The sequence below is a fragment of the Phormidium yuhuli AB48 genome, from assembly GCF_023983615.1.
GTDB lineage: Bacteria > Cyanobacteriota > Cyanobacteriia > Cyanobacteriales > Geitlerinemataceae > Sodalinema > Sodalinema yuhuli.
The window spans coordinates 4552960-4569500 of record NZ_CP098611.1 but is presented as its reverse complement, the minus strand read 5'-3'; the positions used below and the strand labels follow the sequence as shown (position 1 = coordinate 4569500).

Genomic DNA, 16541 nt, shown 5'->3' with positions numbered 1-16541 from the left:
ACGTGAACATTTATTTTTTAGTAGAAGGACAGAGCACGGAGAAAAAAATATATCCTAAATGGCTTCAATATCTAATTCCCGAACTAAAACGAGTCAAGTATCACGATGAGGTCAAAAATAATAACTACTACCTCATCAGTGGCAAAGGCTATCCCAGCATTTTGGGTGATGCACTTGAGAACGCAGCTGATAAAATTCGCAAAACGTCAAAGTATGATTACCTTGTAATCTGTGTTGATGCAGATGAAGATTTAGTAGAAGATAGAGTTCGGTATATACGTGAAGTGGTGCGAGATAAAGAAATTAACTTAGGAAAGACTAAACTTGAAGTCATTGTGCAAAATCGCTGTATAGAAACTTGGTTGTTAGGAAATAGAAATATTTTTCACTCTAGACAACCATTACTCCAGGGAAAATTGCCAGAGTATGTAAGATACTATGATGTTTCTCAGGATAATCCAGAGGAGATGGGCAAATATAAAGAGAAAAATCATGCAGATTTTCATTTCAAGTACCTACAGGAAATTTTTAGATCAAAAAATACAGCTTACACTAAGAAGTATCCAAGAGATGCCGCTGAGAAATACTATCTTGAGCAACTGCAAAAAAGAGTGCAAGAAAAGCCAGAGGATCTCAAAACCTTTCGGTTTTTTTGAACTTTTGTGAAAGGGTTAGAAACGGTCTGATTCAAAATACGGAGTAGTGGCAGCTTACGCAAGCTGGATTAAAGTTATCCAACAATTGTTATCACATAATTAAAATATCGAAAGTATTTTGGTCGGGAAGTTTGAAGATGAAGGGTGATCCAGCCGGACTCGACAATCAGTTTACGCTCGAAATTCTGGCGACTTTTCTGCGTTCACCTTTATCACATTCTCCTTACTAATTTAATGCGTTGACTCTGCTCAGAACACCTATCAAAATCAACTTATCTTAACTATGAAAGCTATTGAAACGACAGCTATCGTCTCAGAAAATGGGCAACTTACCCTAGATAAACCACTGGCACTTAACGTCAACAGCCGAGTTCGCGTGATTGTACTGGTCACTGAACCTGAAGATGACCCGGACGATACCCCCATCGCCGAGATTGAGGAAGGACTTTATCAAGGCTGGCAAGATATCTTAGGCGGCAGAACGAAACCCGTTTCCCAACTTTGGGAGGGTATGGATGTCGACTAACTCACCCGTTCAAGTTTTAGTCAGCGATCGCTTTATTAGGGACATACGTTAGCTGGCAAAGGGATATCGCCGTATCCGTTTAGATGTTCAACCCCTTATCGGTTAACTCCAAGGCCCGGCAATGGCAGTTCCCGAAAAAACGTGCTATGACCGAGGTGAGCCGTACTATTTTCGTCAATAATGGTTTATGGATGAGGGAGACACCGACGAGGCGATCGCCTTCCTCGAAGATGCCACCACTCATTTCCCCAGGCTCTATGAACTAGCACAAATGCTGGCGGAAACCCTACAAGCCGATGCACAACGCCTAGAAGCCTCCATCACCGCTCAGGAATTTGCCATTGGCTGGTTACCAATAACCTGCTGGCCAACCTCCTCGGTAAATTCCCTTTGGTAACTTGTTGGGAACCTTAGTCACTTTGGACCACAGCTGTAAACATGAATGCCAGTCCGCTATAGCTTTGAAGGAGTGGAACGCCACCCTCAGATTAAGGCTCGCTTGTCCTAGTTTTAGGGTGATGTCTTGACTCGTTGCGGTTAGCTTCATCTCCCGGCTCTCAGGTTTCCTTAGGATTCCTGAAGCAGCGGGGAGCTGTCGAGACAGGTACAACTCGGAAGTTTGACGCTAAAGGTGGTTCCTTCCCCAACTTGACTCTCAACGCTGATGCTTCCACCATGGCATTCCACGGCTTTTTGACTGATATAGAGTCCTAAACCCGTTCCAGGAATACGAGAGACATTTGAGGCCCGTTGGTGGCGATCAAAAAGATGACAGAGATCGGCTTCAGGGATACCAAGACCATGGTCGGCAACTTGCACCTCAATTCCCTTGGGAATGGGTTGCAGCGTTAGGGTGATGACGCCACCTTCGGGGGAGTATTTTATGGCATTGATCAGGAGGTTGGCTAAGATATGACGCAAGAGAATTTTATCCAAGACTGGGGTCTCAGGAATTGGCTCATACTGGAACTGCAACTGATGTTTATTTTCTGATAATGGTTCAAACTCAGCGATTATTTCTTGAATGAAAGCGACCAAGTCCAGAGGCTGGGGTAAGAAGGGCAATTTACCAGATTCAGCTTTGGAAACTAAGGACACTTCATCGAGCATACCGTTTATGCTGGTAATCGCTCGCTGAATTCTCTCGAAATATTTTAATTTTCGTTGACGATCCCAACTCTCGTCAAAAGTTTTCAACATATCCGATGACATCTGAATGGCGGTTAATGGATTCCGCAAATCATGAGAGGTCATAGAGAGATATTGAGATTTTTTTTCGAGGCTATCTTTTGATTTTTCGATAAGTTGTTTCAGTAATCTTGCATCTTTGTGTTTCTTTAATACCATTTTTAATGTGGCATGAATTTCACGCTCTTTAGGCGGTTTGAGAAGATAGCCATAGGAGCCAGATGCTTCGGCGCGATCAAGGGTTTCATCGTCGGCATAGGCGGTCAGGTATATCACGGGTATATCAATGGACTTCAGCAGTTTTTGGGTGGTTTGAATGCCATCTATTTCCCCTTGAATGACAATATCCATGAGGACAACATCTGGAGGGTGTTCGATGATTTTTTCAATCGCATCCTCCCCTGACGTCGCAGTTCCGATTACCTGGTATCCCAATTGCTTGAGTTTACGGGATAGGCTGCGGGCTAAAATGATTTCATCTTCAACTAAAAAAATGGTGATAGTCATGGTATTAAACTCTCCGTTTGTATGTTAACTCAGAAAATGTAATATGAAATTCAGTTCCCTCTTGACGATTAAGATGGATTTGACCTCGAAGTTGCTCCACGAGCATGACAATCAATTCCATTCCGAGAGAGTCAGTATTAAATAGATCAATGTGTTCAGGAATTCCGATACCATTATCTTTGATTCGCAGATGAATGAGTCCAGTTGGCTCTTGGTTAACCAAGATTTTAACAGTTCCTGTTCTAGCATCAGGGAAGGCATGCTTTAAGACATTGGAGATGATTTCGTTAATAATAAGTCCACAGGGATGAGCTGTTTCAATGTTGAGTCGAATTGGCGCACAGTGAATTAAATAGGTAATTTTATGGCTATCTATATTGTAGGACAAAAAAAGCTTTTCGATGAGAGTTTCTAAGTAATCCCGAAACTCAATATGAGAGAGATCTGTCGATTGATAGAGACGTTCGTGAATAAGGGACATAGATAAAACACGGTTTTGGCTGTCTTGCAAGGCTCGATGGATTTCTGTATTATCGCTATAGTCTGACTGAAATTCTAACAGAGAGGCGACAACTAAGAGGTTGTTTTTGACTCGATGATGAATTTCTTTAAGTAAGATTTCTTTTTCTTGAAGATTTTGTTTGAGTTCAGCTTCTGAGTCTTTTCGTTCAGTAATGTCCACATGAGTTCCCACAAAGACATTCGAGATGGTTTGATGTTCACTCACTCCTCGATAGTGATAAGGACTTCCCATACTCTGAATCCAACACCAGTCACCCGACCGACGTTTCATGCGGAACTCAACAGCAAAGGGAGTATTGGTGTTGATGGCTTCTCGAATGATAGGTAAAACCCTCTCTAAGTCGTCGGGATGCGTGAGGGATGTCCAGGTGTCAAAAGAGCCGCTAAAGTCATCGGGTTGATAGCCAAGCATGGTGTAGTAGCGACGGCTAAAAAAGCAGTGGTTGTTATTGACACCCCATTCCCACACGCCATGTTTAACGGCATCGAGAGCCATTTCTAGTCGTTGCTGGCTATGATCTCGCTCAGCTTGGGCTAGTTTTCGCTCGGTAATGTCGTTGAGAATCCCGGAGAGACCGATAACGGTGCCTTTAGAATTTTTCATGGCAATGACATCAATTTCTAGCCAGCAAATTTCTCCATTTTTCTTGTAGAATTGAAGTTCTGCTTTAAGTCGTTTGTTTTCCAGTTCTGTCTCTTTTTGTTGCCTAAGTTTTCTGAATTTTTCGTGAATAGAAGAACGACTTTTGGGATGAATATACGTCCAAAAGGGTTGACCGAGACTCTCGGCGACGGAAAATCCGGTAACGGTTTCCCAGGCAGCATTGAGAAAGCTCCAATTACCCTGTTGATCAATTTGAAATATGATTTCTCTGAGACTTTCTAGCAAGCTCTGTAACTGCTCTTGGCTATCTCGTAACGCCGTTTCCATATCCTGCCGCTCTTTAGCCAGAGCGATGGAACGGGAGACGGATTGTAGGAGGGTGATTTCTAGGTTGCTCCAGGGACAGGCGCGATCGCAGCGGTCAAAGCCAATAAAGCCGAATAAATGGGTGTTGCGGCTCAAACAAATTGGGACAAGAGCGATGGATAAGATCCCTTGGGGTTCCAGGATGGAGCGTTCAGGATGGGGGAGGTCGGCAACATTCCCGCCATAATATTGACCGGCTTGAAAGCGGCTCCAAACAGTTGGGGTGGTTTCGACGGACAAATTTTGTAAGTTGGGATCATCGAGATGGGAGATCACCCCTTCGGCACACCATTCGGCAACTTGACTGACTAGGACTGTCCCCTGTCCTTGATTATGGGTATGGAAGATATAGACGCGACTGGCGGTGGCGATATGTCCAAGAATGGCAAGAATGGTGTCATAGTCAGGGATAGAAGTCGCGATGAGATGTCGTTGAATTTCGACGATGCCGCTGAGATAGCGATCGCGTTGGGCAAGTTCTTGGGTCCGTTGCTGCACTCGGGATTCTAACTCTTCGTTGAGTTCCCGTAGGGCGGTTTCGGCTTTGCATCGCTCTTGCAGTTGGGATTGAACTTGTTGGTAGAGTTCCGCTTGTTGGATGGCGATGGCCAGTTGCAGGGCGATATCCTGTAACAGTTCGATTTCGTTGGCATCCCAGGGATGGGGTTCGCGACAATGGTGGGCAATGAGGAGTCCCCAGAGTTCAGCGTTTGAGTCTGGGCATCCGGGCCTCTCCTCCCGTAAGAGAATGGGAACTACCAGGTTCGCTTTGACCTTTAACTCCCTCAACATGGCATGATAGCAGGGGTCGAGGTTAGTCCGATTCTCGATATCGCTGACGAGGGTGTAATAACCTTGAAGATAGACATTCTGACAGACGTCACCAAAGCAGTTGTCCTCAAATGAGCGGTGAAGGGTTCCTTCAATCCCTGGGGCGGTGGCTTCAGCGGTGATAATACCCTTGATGGAGTCGGTAAATTGATAGACGATGAGGCGATCGCAATGGAGGAGTTGCTGGATTTCGGTGACGGTGGTCTCCAGGATGCGATCGAGGTTGAGGGACTGTCGAATTTTTTGGGCGGTTTGGTTGATGAGTTGTTCGGATTTCGCTTGACGGCGGAGTTGGGTTTCGGTATGTTTCCCGGCGGTCATGTCTCGGGCGATGCCGAAAAAGGATTGTATTTCTCTGTCGCTGTTAAATTCGGGAAACAGACGGGTTTGAAACCAGTAGGGACCATCGAGAGTGGGGAAGGGGGACTCGATAATCACTTCTTGGTGTGTTAGGAGAATCTGCTTGAAGCTATTTTGCCAATATTTGATCACTTGTGGATCAATCCCCATGGCTTCGGGAGTTTTGCCAATCCACTCCTGAGCTGTTTGTCCGGTGAGTTTCTCGAAGGCGGGGTTGACGTAGAGATAGTGCAGGGAGCGATCCATACGGAAGATGAGATCGGAGGCGTTTTCAACGAGGCTGCGATATGCTTTTTCTTTTTCAATGAGGCGAGTTTGGGCGGCTTGACGTTCTCGGAGTTCTTGTTGGGCTTGTTTATAGAGTTGAGCTTGTTGTAGGGCGATGGCAATTTGTACGACTAGATTTTGCAGGAGGTCGACTTCCCAAGGCTTCCAGGTTCGTGGTTGCTGACTCTGTTGCAAGCATAAAATTCCCCAGGGGCGATCGCCTTCACAGAGCAGAATTGAGATTTCAGCGGCCAGGGGAAGGCGGTGCAGCCGTTGACGCTGAGCTGGCTTTAGGTGAGGATCACAGCGGATATCACAGCGGATGACGCAGGGAGCGAGGCTCGGGTTTGAGTGCGGCTGTTGTGGGAACGTGGAGCTACTGCTGAACTCCCACAGCGATCGCCCCAGGCGGGAGCTGTCCTCGGGGGGGAGGGATTCGGCGACGATTTTGGCTGAGCTGTGGTCGGTTTGAGATTGGAGTTTGGCAATGAAGACGCGATCGCAGTTCAGGCTCTGACGGATTTCTTGGACAATCGTGTTGAGGATGCGATCGAGATTGAGGGATTGGCGAATTTTCGCGGCTAAGTTCGCCAACAATTGGGCTTGGGTGGCCTGTTCTTGCAAGGTTTGGGTCTGTTGCTCCACTTCGGCTTGCAGTTGTTGGGTTTGCTGTTGCAACAGTTGAATTTTCTCTTCTTCTAGGGTTCCGATGTGCTCTTGTAAGACATCGATGGTTTCATAGAGGGCTAAGGGAGTTAGGGCGTTGAGAATGGTACTTTGGGTAATCAGTCCCAAGAGTTCGCCCTGTTTTCCGATGACGAGTAACCGCCGCACCCGCTGTTTTTGCATCTGTTCGTAGCCTAGCCAGAGGCTCTCGCCAGTCTTGAGACAGAGGGGGGGAGAACTGGAGAGTTCTAGGGCAGTGTACGTTTTAAAGTCTAAGTTCAGGAGACGATATTGGAGGATATCTCGTTCGGTTAAAATCCCGACAGGGTACTTTTGGGGGTCGTTTTTGGATTCTCCCCGTTGACAAATCACAATGCAACTGGTGTGATGTTTGGCCATCAGTTCAATGGCCTCGATGGCGATCGCCCCTACGTCCAAGGTGAGGATATCTCGTACCATGACTTCGGAGACATCTCTGAGGCGTAAGAGATGCTCTGGTTGCAAACTGTCTCGGAGAACATCTTGACTAAATAACCCTTCTAGTTTTTCGCTGTCATCGACGAGGGGAAGATGGCGAATGTGATGAGTCCGAAAGCAACTAATGATTCCAAAAATGTCTTTAAATTCACTTCGTTTTAAGGTGATGGGGTTCGGGGTCATCACCTCAGCGATCGTCGTGGTTTGGAAGTCATGGTCTCTGGCGGCAAGCCCCACCACATCCCGCTCAGTGAAGATTCCCAGCAGGCGATCGCCCTCCGTGATTAGGACGCCACTATGAGAAGCTTTATGCGGGTTACATTGTCCCTGAGCATTCACACAACTCATCTGGGCCAAGACCTCTAAGAGAGGGGTTTGGGGGTGGAAAATGAGGGGGGTCTGATCAAGGATCTCGTCAAGGGAGGGCAGGTACATCATCAGGAACTCGTCTCAGAAGACAAGGGGATAAGAAACCGCTGGGAAGGAACTCTTGACTCAGTTCCCCACCAGAGTTTCCGTCCTGCTAGGGTTCTAGGTCTTGGGTCATTGATCGTTGAGAAGACACAGCGATCAAGGTAGGGAGCATTTTGATGGAGATTATGGCTGGCTGATTCTGGATCTTGCATCCTGAACATTTTAGATTTTCATCATGTTTTCATCATGTTTTCATCATAGCTGCTAACTTGCGGTTATGCAACTTAAGCTTGAATCTTACGTTTATGGGTGGGACAGCCACAGAAATGTTGAGTTTTTTTAGGTCGACTTGATACTTTAGATGTATTAAATTAAGTGATTTCTCGGGGCATTTCCAACAAAAAATATGCAAAACCATTGAGTGTTATAAGGTGTTAAACCATTAATATTCAGTATATTTACTGAAGAGATTGCAGTGGAGCCGAGCGCCAATCCAGTAGCACCAAGGGGATCCACCTCCAGGAGAAGACGGGAGTGAAATCTGTCATATCCTGGTTGTTGTCTTGAGAAGGGAGCGACATTTGCCTCAAGCGATGATATAACCGATGTAGATGATTTAACAGCCGGCTACGATACTCTCATGCAGAAGAGGCCAGGATGACGCAATCATTCCCATCTAAAATCTATGCGGAAGCCATTGTGCGATCGCCCCGAGGGACCTCTCTCTGGTCTGACGGACCCCCTCTGACCGCCGAGGCGATCGAACAGTATTATGGCGATCGCCGCACCCTGGACGAAGCCTGCGATCGCCTCACCGCCGCCGGGTTTGACGTCCTACAGGTGGGCAATTTATCGATCAGCATCGCCGCCCCAGGCGACCTCTACGAACAAGTCTTTCAGACCACACTCCGTTTTGTCGAGCGTCCCGTCATCAAAGAACGGGCCAGGGAAACCACCGCCACCTTCATCGATGCGGCAGATACCCAACAATTTGGCAAAATCGACACAGAAAACAGTCCCTTAGCCGACGTCTTAGATGGGATCGCCATTAGTGAACCCGTGTACTACCTGAGGCATCCCTGTCCTTTGCCGACTCCCCCCAGCGTCCGTCAAACCTATCTCCAGGTTCCCGACGGTCTCGCCCAAGCCTTAAACGCCCAATCCCTGCATCAGCAAGGCATCTGCGGTCAGGGAACCCATGTGGTGATGGTGGATACGGGATGGTACAGACATCCCTATTTCACCCAACATAACTATGATGTCAAGGTGGTATTAGCCCCCGGTTCCGATTCCCCTGAGATGGATCATCATGGCCATGGAACCGGGGAGTCGGCCAATCTGTTGGCGATCGCCCCTCAGACTCGATTAACGGTCGTCAAAGCCGATGTGGCGATCAACGGAAAATGCCGTAACGTCAACTCCATTGCCGCTTTTCGGACCGCCGCCAATCTCCGTCCTGATGTGATTTCCTGTAGTTGGGGATCGGATGTCCGCTATCCCCCCCTATCCGCCTACCATCGTCTCCTGGCCGCCACGGTTGCTGATGCCATTCATCAAGGAATCCTGGTCATTTTTGCTGCCGGGAATGGTCACTGGGGATTTCCCGCCCAACATCCTGATGTGTTGGCGGTCGGTGGAGTCTATTTACATCTCGATGGACCCTTAAAGGGAGAGTTAGAAGCGAGTAATTATGCCAGTGCCTTTAACAGTCCCATTTATCCCCAGCGAGGGGTTCCTGATGTTTGTGGATTAGTCGGACAACGCCCCGATGCCAGTTATATTATGCTCCCGGTTCCGCCGGGAAGTCAGATTGACAAAAACCGGTCTTTAGGGGGGGATGAAACTGAGTCAAATGATGGCTGGGCGGCGTTTAGTGGCACATCAGCGGCAGCTCCCCAAATCGCTGGAATCTGTGCTTTAATAAGACAGATGGCTCCAGGATTATCGCCGTTTCAGGTCAAAGACATTTTGCAAAAAACGGCTCGGGATGTTCAATCAGGGGGATGTCATCCAGCCGCAGGGGGCTATCGGTCTCAGCCGGGATTCGATTTAGCAACTGGGGCGGGTTTGGCGAATGCAGCAGCGGCGATCGCCGTCTTAACTCAGAGGCAGTTTTCAACCCATCACAGGGGCAACCACCAGGTTTATCAGTCAGCAATTCGGAGGACTCCTAAAATGAATGACTTTCCTAAGCTACGCAAAAACTTGGAAGCTTTAATTATTGAGTTTAATGAGACTCTGCAAGAGAAATTTGAGGCGGGGGAGATTGAGGCGGTTGAGCTAAATGTCTCTGAGTTCAATTTTGTGGAGCGATCGCCCAGAACTCAGGGTATTCTTGCTTTAGTGAAGTTATTGAAGGAATTAGATGACCCTGCCAAACTCGAACTTAAACATGTTTTCGCTGCCCAGAGTTTGTTGAGAATTAGTCAACATCGTGAACTAGCCACTGAAATTTTGATTCAAGCTATTCCCCATGAATCTAAAAAGATTTCAGAAGCAGCAACTAAAGCTCTTGGTGAACTTACGAATTTAGGAGAAACTTCAGAAGGTTCATCAGGTGATTTAGATACTCAATTTACATCTGAAATTTACTCAGAGAATGGGATTGAAGTGTTCCGACGAAATGGGACGCAACTAGGTTCCCGCTTAGGAACTGCCCAAAAAATGGATAATATTCAAGACCTTTCTCGAGAAGCAAGCCGTGCTTTTGAGAGCCGCCGTCCGGTCTACTTAATTACTTAAGGATTAAAACCAAGGTTCTTAATTGAGAAGATTCAGGATATATGGTGGTATTTTTTGCATTAGATATCAAATTGTAGGGGCGAACGGCCGTTCGCCCCTACGGCAAGGTTTTTAATCTGTTATCAACTTTCCTAATCACCCTGAAGCCTGAATATCCTAATTTACGCATTGGTCTAAGTTTATATTTTCTAAATATGCGGGCAATATTGTTCTACACAAAATAGCTTCTTCTAGCTGCTCCTGGGTAAGATTGAGGGCAGAGCTTAGATTAACATCAGTCAAGTCCGTTTCTCTCAAAGTTGCCTTATAAAAGTCTATTTCATAGACAGAAGCGTTACTTAAATCTGAATGACTTAAATCTGCATGGGTAAAATTCGTGTGATTGAGGTCAGAGTCTTGTAGATTCGTGTTTATAAATTCTGAAAATGTACAGTCGGCAAAATCCAAATCAGCTTTTTCAAGATTTGAAGCTATAAATTTTGTGTCCCGCAAGTCAGCATCTCTTAAATTTGCAGCTATCATGGTTACAGTGTTTAAATTTTCTCCACAGAGTTTCATCCCCTCTAATCTATAATTTGGCCACCAAAGATATTGAATAATAAAGTTAAGATTAGGTATTGGTCTATAGGTATCGGGACCTTCTACAATTAGGTCACAGTCTTTCTGAGATAAAGCACCTTCAGTTAAATAAATGACTCCAAAATACAGAGAGATGAGAATCAGGGTTACAGGCATCAAGGAATATAATCCTAAAGATTTAGCCCGATCGCCCCTCCGCTTCCACTGACTCTTATGAATAAACTCCCGAGCCAACGCAGACAACGCCGTTTCCCCCTCCGAGGACTCCTGAAACTCCTTCGCATCCCGTAACAGACGACCTTGTAGCAAATATCCCTTCGACTGACCCGATTCCTGCCAATCCTGCGCTAATTCCTCAATCTTGCGTTTCTTGCGTAACGCCTCCCGAGATTCCTTAATCCAGTCCTGTAACTGGTTCCAATGACGAATCAACGCTTCATGAGTCACCTCCAGAGTTTCCTGGTGCTGCTGATTCAGGGAAACCGAGACAAACCGCACCCCAGGCGCGGCAAACTGCTCGATAATGCTCTCCAGATGATCATCTTCGCTAGAACAGGCGACTAACTCCGACACCAAGACTCGCCGGCGGGTATCCTCACTTCCCTCCCCCAACTGCACCAGGCCCAAAAACATCCGACGGGCCAGAGCGCGATCGCCCTCATCCAGTCGTTCATACAGCCGTTGAGCCTCCCCCGCCAACGCACCCCCCACACCGCCAATCGTGGTTAACGTCTCGACTTCAGAAACCCCGGCTTCCAATCCTTCCCAAATCCGAGTTAAAGCAAACTGTAACAGCGGAAGTGCATGATCCTGTCCCTGCATCTGTTGCAACAGGAGCGTAATCACCGCCTCATCTAAGGGATGATCTGCCAATTCTGCCGGTTTGGCGATCGCCTCCCGCAACTCCTCGACTAACAGAGGACGCACTAACACCCCTTGTTCAGAAAACAAATGATAGAGAGGCGGATGCTGTTGCAACTCCCGCAAAAAATCACTGCGGAACGTCACCACCACCGTCACCTGTTGACTGCGATCGCCCGCTGCTTGAACCAAATTACCAATAAACGCCTCTCGTTCCTCCTCCGACTGACAGAGAGAATAGATTTCCTCAAACTGATCCACAAACACAATCAGCGGCGAGGTGTCAATCTCCGGTAACAGGGCCGCAATCTTGCGCAACCCACAAAACTCCGGTTGATTTCCCAACATTCCCGGTTTCACCGCACAGGGTTTCTCTAACACCGCCAAGAACTCCTCACTCTTGGCTACTGGGGTGGGTTCGTTCGTGGCGACTTTCGCCAACACCATCGCCAAAGCCTCCAGGGGACGAGGCCCAGGAACCAGAGTCGCCACCCGCACTGAGTGACAGACGGGGAGAGGATGACGCACCAACTCAGGAATTAAACCAGCGCGAACCAAAGAGGATTTCCCACAACCCGAGGGACCATAAACCGGCAGAAATCGCAGCTGCTGATTCTGTTCATAGAGATCCCGCAATTTAGTCCATAGGGTTTTGATTTGGCGATCGCGACCAAAAAAGCGTTGATAATCCCGTTCCTGAAACGCTAACAGTCCTTGATAGGGATTCGTCTTGAGTTGAGCGGGAGTTATCCGTTTTTCCTGAGTCTTGATGACACTCCCATAAATGGTCACCTGATTGTTATCACCGGAGATGAGGAAACTTCCCGCCTGCATCTCCCGCACGTTCAACGCCGTGCTATCGACCATATTGCCGGTCACTTGGCTATCCTGAGCGGTCTTAATCTCTTGGCGAATCGACTCATTCATCAGAAGTTAACGTCGCCTCCCACGTTTCCTATCTGACCGACATTGGTGGCTTTACTATTGCTCATATTACCGATCGCCTGTCCGCCACTCATCTCACCAATCGTTTGTTGAACCCCTGGGGAACTAGCATCTTGTTGCGCCTCGGCCAAAATGTTGGCGATCGCCTCTTGTAATTGCGGGTCTTTCTCAATGAGTTCCGACAACTTGGCTTCAAAGGGTTTTTTCCAAGTATCATCCTCAGGATTTTTGGCCAACTCCTCTGCTGCCATTTTCGCGGCCAGTTCCGTCTCCAGCTTGGGTTGTAGAGCTTTCCAGAGTTGACAGGCTCGCTCCCAACCGGCTTGTCCCAGCTCACCAACGCTTCCCACGAGTTCTGACTCGCTCACCTTTTTGAGAAGAGCTGGCAAGTAGGGAATTAATAGACTCGAAATAACGGTAATGTTCATGGTCGGTGCTAACGTTTCAGGACGGTCTTATCTCAATCCTAATCTCGAATCTTCGACTGTCAAGACTTTAAGCTAGTCTCGTTTCACTTCGTTACAGCAAAAAATTTTATGAAGTTAGTGGCTATTTTTTAAATTTCATGTTAAAATTTCGGGACTAAAGTTATTTTTCGGGTCGTGCCTGATGTTGATTCCCACATCACTCGTTCCCCTCGATGAAGTCCTGACATTACCTAAAGCTGACCTCACCTATGAATATCTAGATGGGAAGGCAATTCCAAAACCATCTCCCAACTTTCGCCATTCTCGTAGCCAAAAGAAACTCCTATTTTTACTCGAAGCTTGGGGAGCCGCTCAGGGATTTGTTCAATCTGAATGGGGCGTTAGACTGCAACCCCTCCCCTGAATGGTTACGATTTTAGTATTATCATAAATAGGATTTTAAGCAAACCAGAAGCGGAATGAGTTTAAGAAGCAAACCTAACATTAAGATTCAACCCGGAAAGGATTTACAATTCTCAGACCATCAATCTCTGGGTAGCCAAAGTCCTCTGTATAAATCGTTTGAACCTGAACATCCAGACAGGCAGCGATGAGCATTGCATCCCAGTGAGACAAACTATAGCGGCTCATTAAGCTCTCTGTTCGATTCAGAATGTCCCAGGTGGGAATTGCGGTGTACCAAACCTGTTGTAAGCTTCGGATGTACTGATAGGCTTGTCCTCGATCATATCCCAACGGCTCTAGTTTGCGACTCGCTGCCAGATACTCACAAGCAACTTGCCAGAGGAGAACAGCATCGCTTAAAGTCGCGACAAGAGAACTAGCGATTCGCTGTTTCATCGGGTCCCGTGGGTCATTCACATAAATTAGGATATTCGTATCAACGGCGTTCATGCAAACTCTCGCGGCTTAATTCGGGTGCAGTTGCGGGGATGGGAGATTGCTGCATCTTCTCAACCAGTGACCTGAGAAAGATAGCTTTCTCACGCGGATCTGAGATTTTAGGCGCGATGAGCTGGGAGGAATTGACCCATAGCTCAACTTCGGCGCCTTCGGGTAAATGACAATCGGTTTTTAGGACAAAAGTTCCGTTGTGATAGACCGCTTTTAAGGGGTTAGGCATGATAAGAGGACTCCTTTGACGTGAAACCTAGAGCGGTGAAAAACGCCTAGAGAAATAGGGATGAGTTCTGTCTATAATATAGCAACAATTGGTCTCAATAGGACAAAAAACGGGGTAAAACAAGGCAACAGGTGGCGGATTCTCTCTCAATTTAGGGTGTCCTAAGATAATCAAGGACACCAAGACCCTCACTAATATAGGCGTTGAGTTGTGGGACAGCGGGCCAGAAACCGGGTGTCTTGGGAGACACTCGGTTTCTTTCTCGCTGCTGTGGGACTGGCCCAGAAACCGGGTGTCTTGGGAGACACTCGGTTTCTTTATCTGGAAATCTCCTCGGCGGACAACCAATCCCTGTAGCGTCTGCCCCGGATCGTCAAACGGGGGTGAAGAAGACTACAATATCGCTCGATTAACATTTCATGACCGACGAGCTTCTATGACTCTAACTCGCTCCTCGGGTATCCCCAAACAGCGCCGACTCGCACGGCTGCTCTGGGTTGCCCTCACCCTCGCCACTCTTGTGCTCACCCAACTCCCGAGCCTGGCCCGCCAAGACCTGGCTAGTGCCCCGGACTACGAATTTCGAGGCGTTTGGGCTGCCTCGGTGGTCAACATTGACTGGCCCTCTAGCCGCAATCTCAGTACTCAACAGCAAAAAACAGAACTCATTGGCATCCTGAACCGGATGCAACAACTCAACCTCAATGCCCTGATTCTGCAAATTCGCCCCGCTGGAGATTCTCTCTACTACTCTGATATAGAACCTTGGAGTTATTGGCTGACGGGGCAACAGGGACGACCCCCGAGTCCCTTCTATGATCCCCTGGAATTTGCTATTGAGGAAGCCCATGCTCGCAATATTGAGCTGCACGCCTGGTTTAACCCCTATCGTGCCAAACTTGGGGGCAACTACGACCTGGCCGCTAACCACATGGCCCGCCAGTACCCCCAATATGCCTATCCCTATCGCAACCTGATTTGGATGGACCCTGGGGCGAAAGTCATTCAAGATCGCACCTATGAGGTGATCATGGATGTGGTCAATCGCTACAGTCTCGATGGGATTCACCTTGATGACTACTTCTATCCCTACCCGGAAGCTGGGGTTGCGTTCCCCGATGATGGTACCTATGGGGAATATCTCAAAAATGGTGGCACGTTAAGTCGAGATGATTGGCGGCGGGATAACGTCAATCGTCTGGTGCGTCGTCTCTATGAAGGGATTAAAGCTCGGAAACCTGAGGTTAAATTCGGCATTAGCCCCTTTGGTATCTATCGCCCTGGCCAACCCCCGGGCATTCGTGGCATGGACCAGTTTGCAGCCATCTATGCGGACCCCAAACTTTGGCTACAACAGGGCTGGGTAGACTATATGGCCCCGCAACTCTACTGGCGTATCGATCCCCCCGAACAGAGTTATCCTCGCTTGCTTGACTGGTGGCTGGGCCAAAATCCCCACGGTCGTCATATCTATGCTGGAAACTATCTCAGTCGCCTCAATGGTACCGATTGGCCCGTCAGTGAGTTTCTACGTCAGGTGGATATCTCCCGCCGCGCCAATGCTCGTAAATCTTTGGGGAATATCTTTTTTAGTGTCAAGGTCTTTATGGAAAACCGTTTCGGGGTCAACGAAAGCTTCCGATCGCAACTCTATCCCAGACCGGCCCTGATTCCCCCGATGCCTTGGCTCGATGCTCAAGCTCCCGAGGCTCCCCAGGGAGTAGAAACTAGCGGCCATCACATCCAGTGGCAACCCCAATATTCCGAGGATGTGCGATCGCTCGCCCTCTACAAACGCGAAAACCGCCGTTGGCAGCTTGAACAAATCCTCTCTCGTCAGCAAACGGAGGTCGAGGTAGAGCCAGGACGCTACGCCCTGCGAACCGTAGATGCTCTCTCCAATCAAAGTGAGGCGGTGCAAGTGTCGGTAAGACGCTAACCCACCTCGCCAACAACTAACCCGGTGTCAGCCTCGGAGTTCCTACCCCAGAGCCGACACCGGGTTTCCCATACCTAAGCGGTTTCATCGCAGACATCGAGATCACGATTAAAAATATCAATCGCCTCGCGACAACAGCTTTTTAGCTTCTCTTGCATCTCTGGAACCGGCTCCTTCCGACCCACAAAGTGCCAGCGCTCTACCGTAGATAAGCGCCAGAGACAACCCAAGCCACTAAACCCGGCCGCCTCCAAGCCGATCGCCCGCACATCAGCATCAACAGCATGAAAGCGGATCTGAATCAAAATACTCCGACAATGACAGCGGAAGCTATAACCAGGAAAGTGAAAACTAATATCAATAGAATCGGGATCTAACATCTCCCGCGTCTCCACATCATCAGTCCAAGGCTTCAAATCGGAGCGCAAATCAGGAAACTCCGTCTTAAACAAGTTGACCACCGCCGCAATTTTACTAGCAATGCGGAAATCCTTGGCTTGTTCGGCTGCGTTCAAGGTCAATCCCCCCTTTCTCAACGTC

General features: G+C 48.0%; 13 protein-coding genes. 6 read left to right on the top strand and 7 right to left on the bottom strand.

Translation table 11 applies throughout. The features are described 5' to 3' along the window. The first annotated feature begins 2 nt into the window (after positions 1-2). The 3 genes from NEA10_RS19700 (at position 3) to NEA10_RS19690 (ending at position 1579) form a co-directional block, all read left to right on the top strand. The gene (locus tag NEA10_RS19700; protein ID WP_252663054.1) at positions 3-656 is read left to right on the top strand and encodes an RloB family protein; all 654 of its coding nucleotides are present in this window, start codon (positions 3-5) and stop codon (positions 654-656) included. 283 nt (positions 657-939) lie between these two features. Next, positions 940-1182 carry a type II toxin-antitoxin system RelN family antitoxin gene (locus tag NEA10_RS19695; RefSeq protein ID WP_252663053.1) on the top strand — a complete coding sequence of 81 codons (243 nt, stop codon included), beginning with the start codon at positions 940-942 and terminating at the stop codon, positions 1180-1182. Positions 1183-1369: 187 nt separating this feature from the next. Then, positions 1370-1579, top strand: coding sequence for a hypothetical protein (locus NEA10_RS19690; protein WP_252663052.1), 210 nt, complete (start codon positions 1370-1372; stop codon positions 1577-1579). Positions 1580-1749: 170 nt separating this feature from the next. Here NEA10_RS19690 and NEA10_RS19685 read toward each other — a convergent pair whose 3' ends face one another. After that, a complete protein-coding gene (locus tag NEA10_RS19685; RefSeq protein WP_252663051.1) occupies positions 1750-2877 on the bottom strand; it encodes a hybrid sensor histidine kinase/response regulator in 1128 nt (375 codons plus the stop codon). 4 nt (positions 2878-2881) lie between these two features. After that, a complete protein-coding gene (locus NEA10_RS19680; protein ID WP_252663050.1) occupies positions 2882-7408 on the bottom strand; it encodes a PAS domain S-box protein in 4527 nt (1508 codons plus the stop codon). 633 nt (positions 7409-8041) lie between these two features. Here NEA10_RS19680 and NEA10_RS19675 point away from each other — a divergent pair. Then, positions 8042-10126 (top strand): S8 family serine peptidase, encoded by a 2085-nt coding sequence (locus NEA10_RS19675; protein ID WP_252663048.1) that lies wholly within the window; start codon positions 8042-8044, stop codon positions 10124-10126. A 156-nt stretch (positions 10127-10282) separates the two neighbouring features. Here NEA10_RS19675 and NEA10_RS19670 read toward each other — a convergent pair whose 3' ends face one another. Beyond that, positions 10283-12493 (bottom strand): nSTAND1 domain-containing NTPase, encoded by a 2211-nt coding sequence (locus tag NEA10_RS19670; protein ID WP_252663046.1) that lies wholly within the window; start codon positions 12491-12493, stop codon positions 10283-10285. Then, positions 12493-12939 carry a hypothetical protein gene (locus tag NEA10_RS19665; protein WP_252663044.1) on the bottom strand — a complete coding sequence of 149 codons (447 nt, stop codon included), beginning with the start codon at positions 12937-12939 and terminating at the stop codon, positions 12493-12495. The genes NEA10_RS19670 and NEA10_RS19665 overlap by 1 nt, the downstream gene beginning before the upstream one ends. 181 nt (positions 12940-13120) lie before the next feature. Here NEA10_RS19665 and NEA10_RS21160 point away from each other — a divergent pair, with 181 nt between their 5' ends. Continuing rightward, on the top strand, positions 13121-13342 hold the full coding sequence (locus tag NEA10_RS21160) for a Uma2 family endonuclease (protein ID WP_374111814.1): 222 nt from the start codon (positions 13121-13123) through the stop codon (positions 13340-13342). Positions 13343-13422: 80 nt separating this feature from the next. On the opposite strand, the gene NEA10_RS19660 is transcribed toward NEA10_RS21160, so the two are convergent. Both NEA10_RS19660 and NEA10_RS19655 read right to left on the bottom strand, forming a co-directional pair. Further along, a complete protein-coding gene (locus NEA10_RS19660; RefSeq protein ID WP_252663043.1) occupies positions 13423-13833 on the bottom strand; it encodes a PIN domain-containing protein in 411 nt (136 codons plus the stop codon). Beyond that, positions 13820-14062, bottom strand: a complete 243-nt coding sequence (locus NEA10_RS19655; RefSeq protein ID WP_252663041.1) for a DUF104 domain-containing protein — start codon at positions 14060-14062, stop codon at positions 13820-13822. The genes NEA10_RS19660 and NEA10_RS19655 overlap by 14 nt, the downstream gene beginning before the upstream one ends. Before the next feature lie 436 nt (positions 14063-14498). Here NEA10_RS19655 and NEA10_RS19650 point away from each other — a divergent pair, with 436 nt between their 5' ends. Then, complete coding sequence (locus tag NEA10_RS19650) at positions 14499-16001, top strand: glycoside hydrolase family 10-like protein (protein ID WP_252663039.1); 1503 nt, start codon at positions 14499-14501, stop codon at positions 15999-16001. A 74-nt stretch (positions 16002-16075) separates the two neighbouring features. Here NEA10_RS19650 and NEA10_RS19645 read toward each other — a convergent pair whose 3' ends face one another. Continuing rightward, positions 16076-16516, bottom strand: coding sequence for a Tery_1686 family protein (locus NEA10_RS19645; RefSeq protein WP_252663037.1), 441 nt, complete (start codon positions 16514-16516; stop codon positions 16076-16078). Between the last annotated feature and the right edge of the window lie 25 nt (positions 16517-16541).

Excerpts from the sequence above, each read along its gene's own strand:
- NEA10_RS19695 (WP_252663053.1), top strand. The coding sequence starts at position 940 with ATGAAAGCTATTGAAACGACAGCTATCGTCTCAGAAAATGGGCAACTT.
- NEA10_RS19690 (WP_252663052.1), top strand. The coding sequence starts at position 1,370 with ATGGATGAGGGAGACACCGACGAGGCGATCGCCTTCCTCGAAGATGCC.
- NEA10_RS19685 (WP_252663051.1), bottom strand. The coding sequence starts at position 2,877 with ATGACTATCACCATTTTTTTAGTTGAAGATGAAATCATTTTAGCCCGC.
- NEA10_RS19680 (WP_252663050.1), bottom strand. The coding sequence starts at position 7,408 with ATGATGTACCTGCCCTCCCTTGACGAGATCCTTGATCAGACCCCCCTC.
- NEA10_RS19675 (WP_252663048.1), top strand. The coding sequence starts at position 8,042 with ATGACGCAATCATTCCCATCTAAAATCTATGCGGAAGCCATTGTGCGA.
- NEA10_RS19670 (WP_252663046.1), bottom strand. The coding sequence starts at position 12,493 with ATGAATGAGTCGATTCGCCAAGAGATTAAGACCGCTCAGGATAGCCAA.
- NEA10_RS19665 (WP_252663044.1), bottom strand. The coding sequence starts at position 12,939 with ATGAACATTACCGTTATTTCGAGTCTATTAATTCCCTACTTGCCAGCT.
- NEA10_RS21160 (WP_374111814.1), top strand. The coding sequence starts at position 13,121 with ATGTTGATTCCCACATCACTCGTTCCCCTCGATGAAGTCCTGACATTA.
- NEA10_RS19660 (WP_252663043.1), bottom strand. The coding sequence starts at position 13,833 with ATGAACGCCGTTGATACGAATATCCTAATTTATGTGAATGACCCACGG.
- NEA10_RS19655 (WP_252663041.1), bottom strand. The coding sequence starts at position 14,062 with ATGCCTAACCCCTTAAAAGCGGTCTATCACAACGGAACTTTTGTCCTA.
- NEA10_RS19650 (WP_252663039.1), top strand. The coding sequence starts at position 14,499 with ATGACTCTAACTCGCTCCTCGGGTATCCCCAAACAGCGCCGACTCGCA.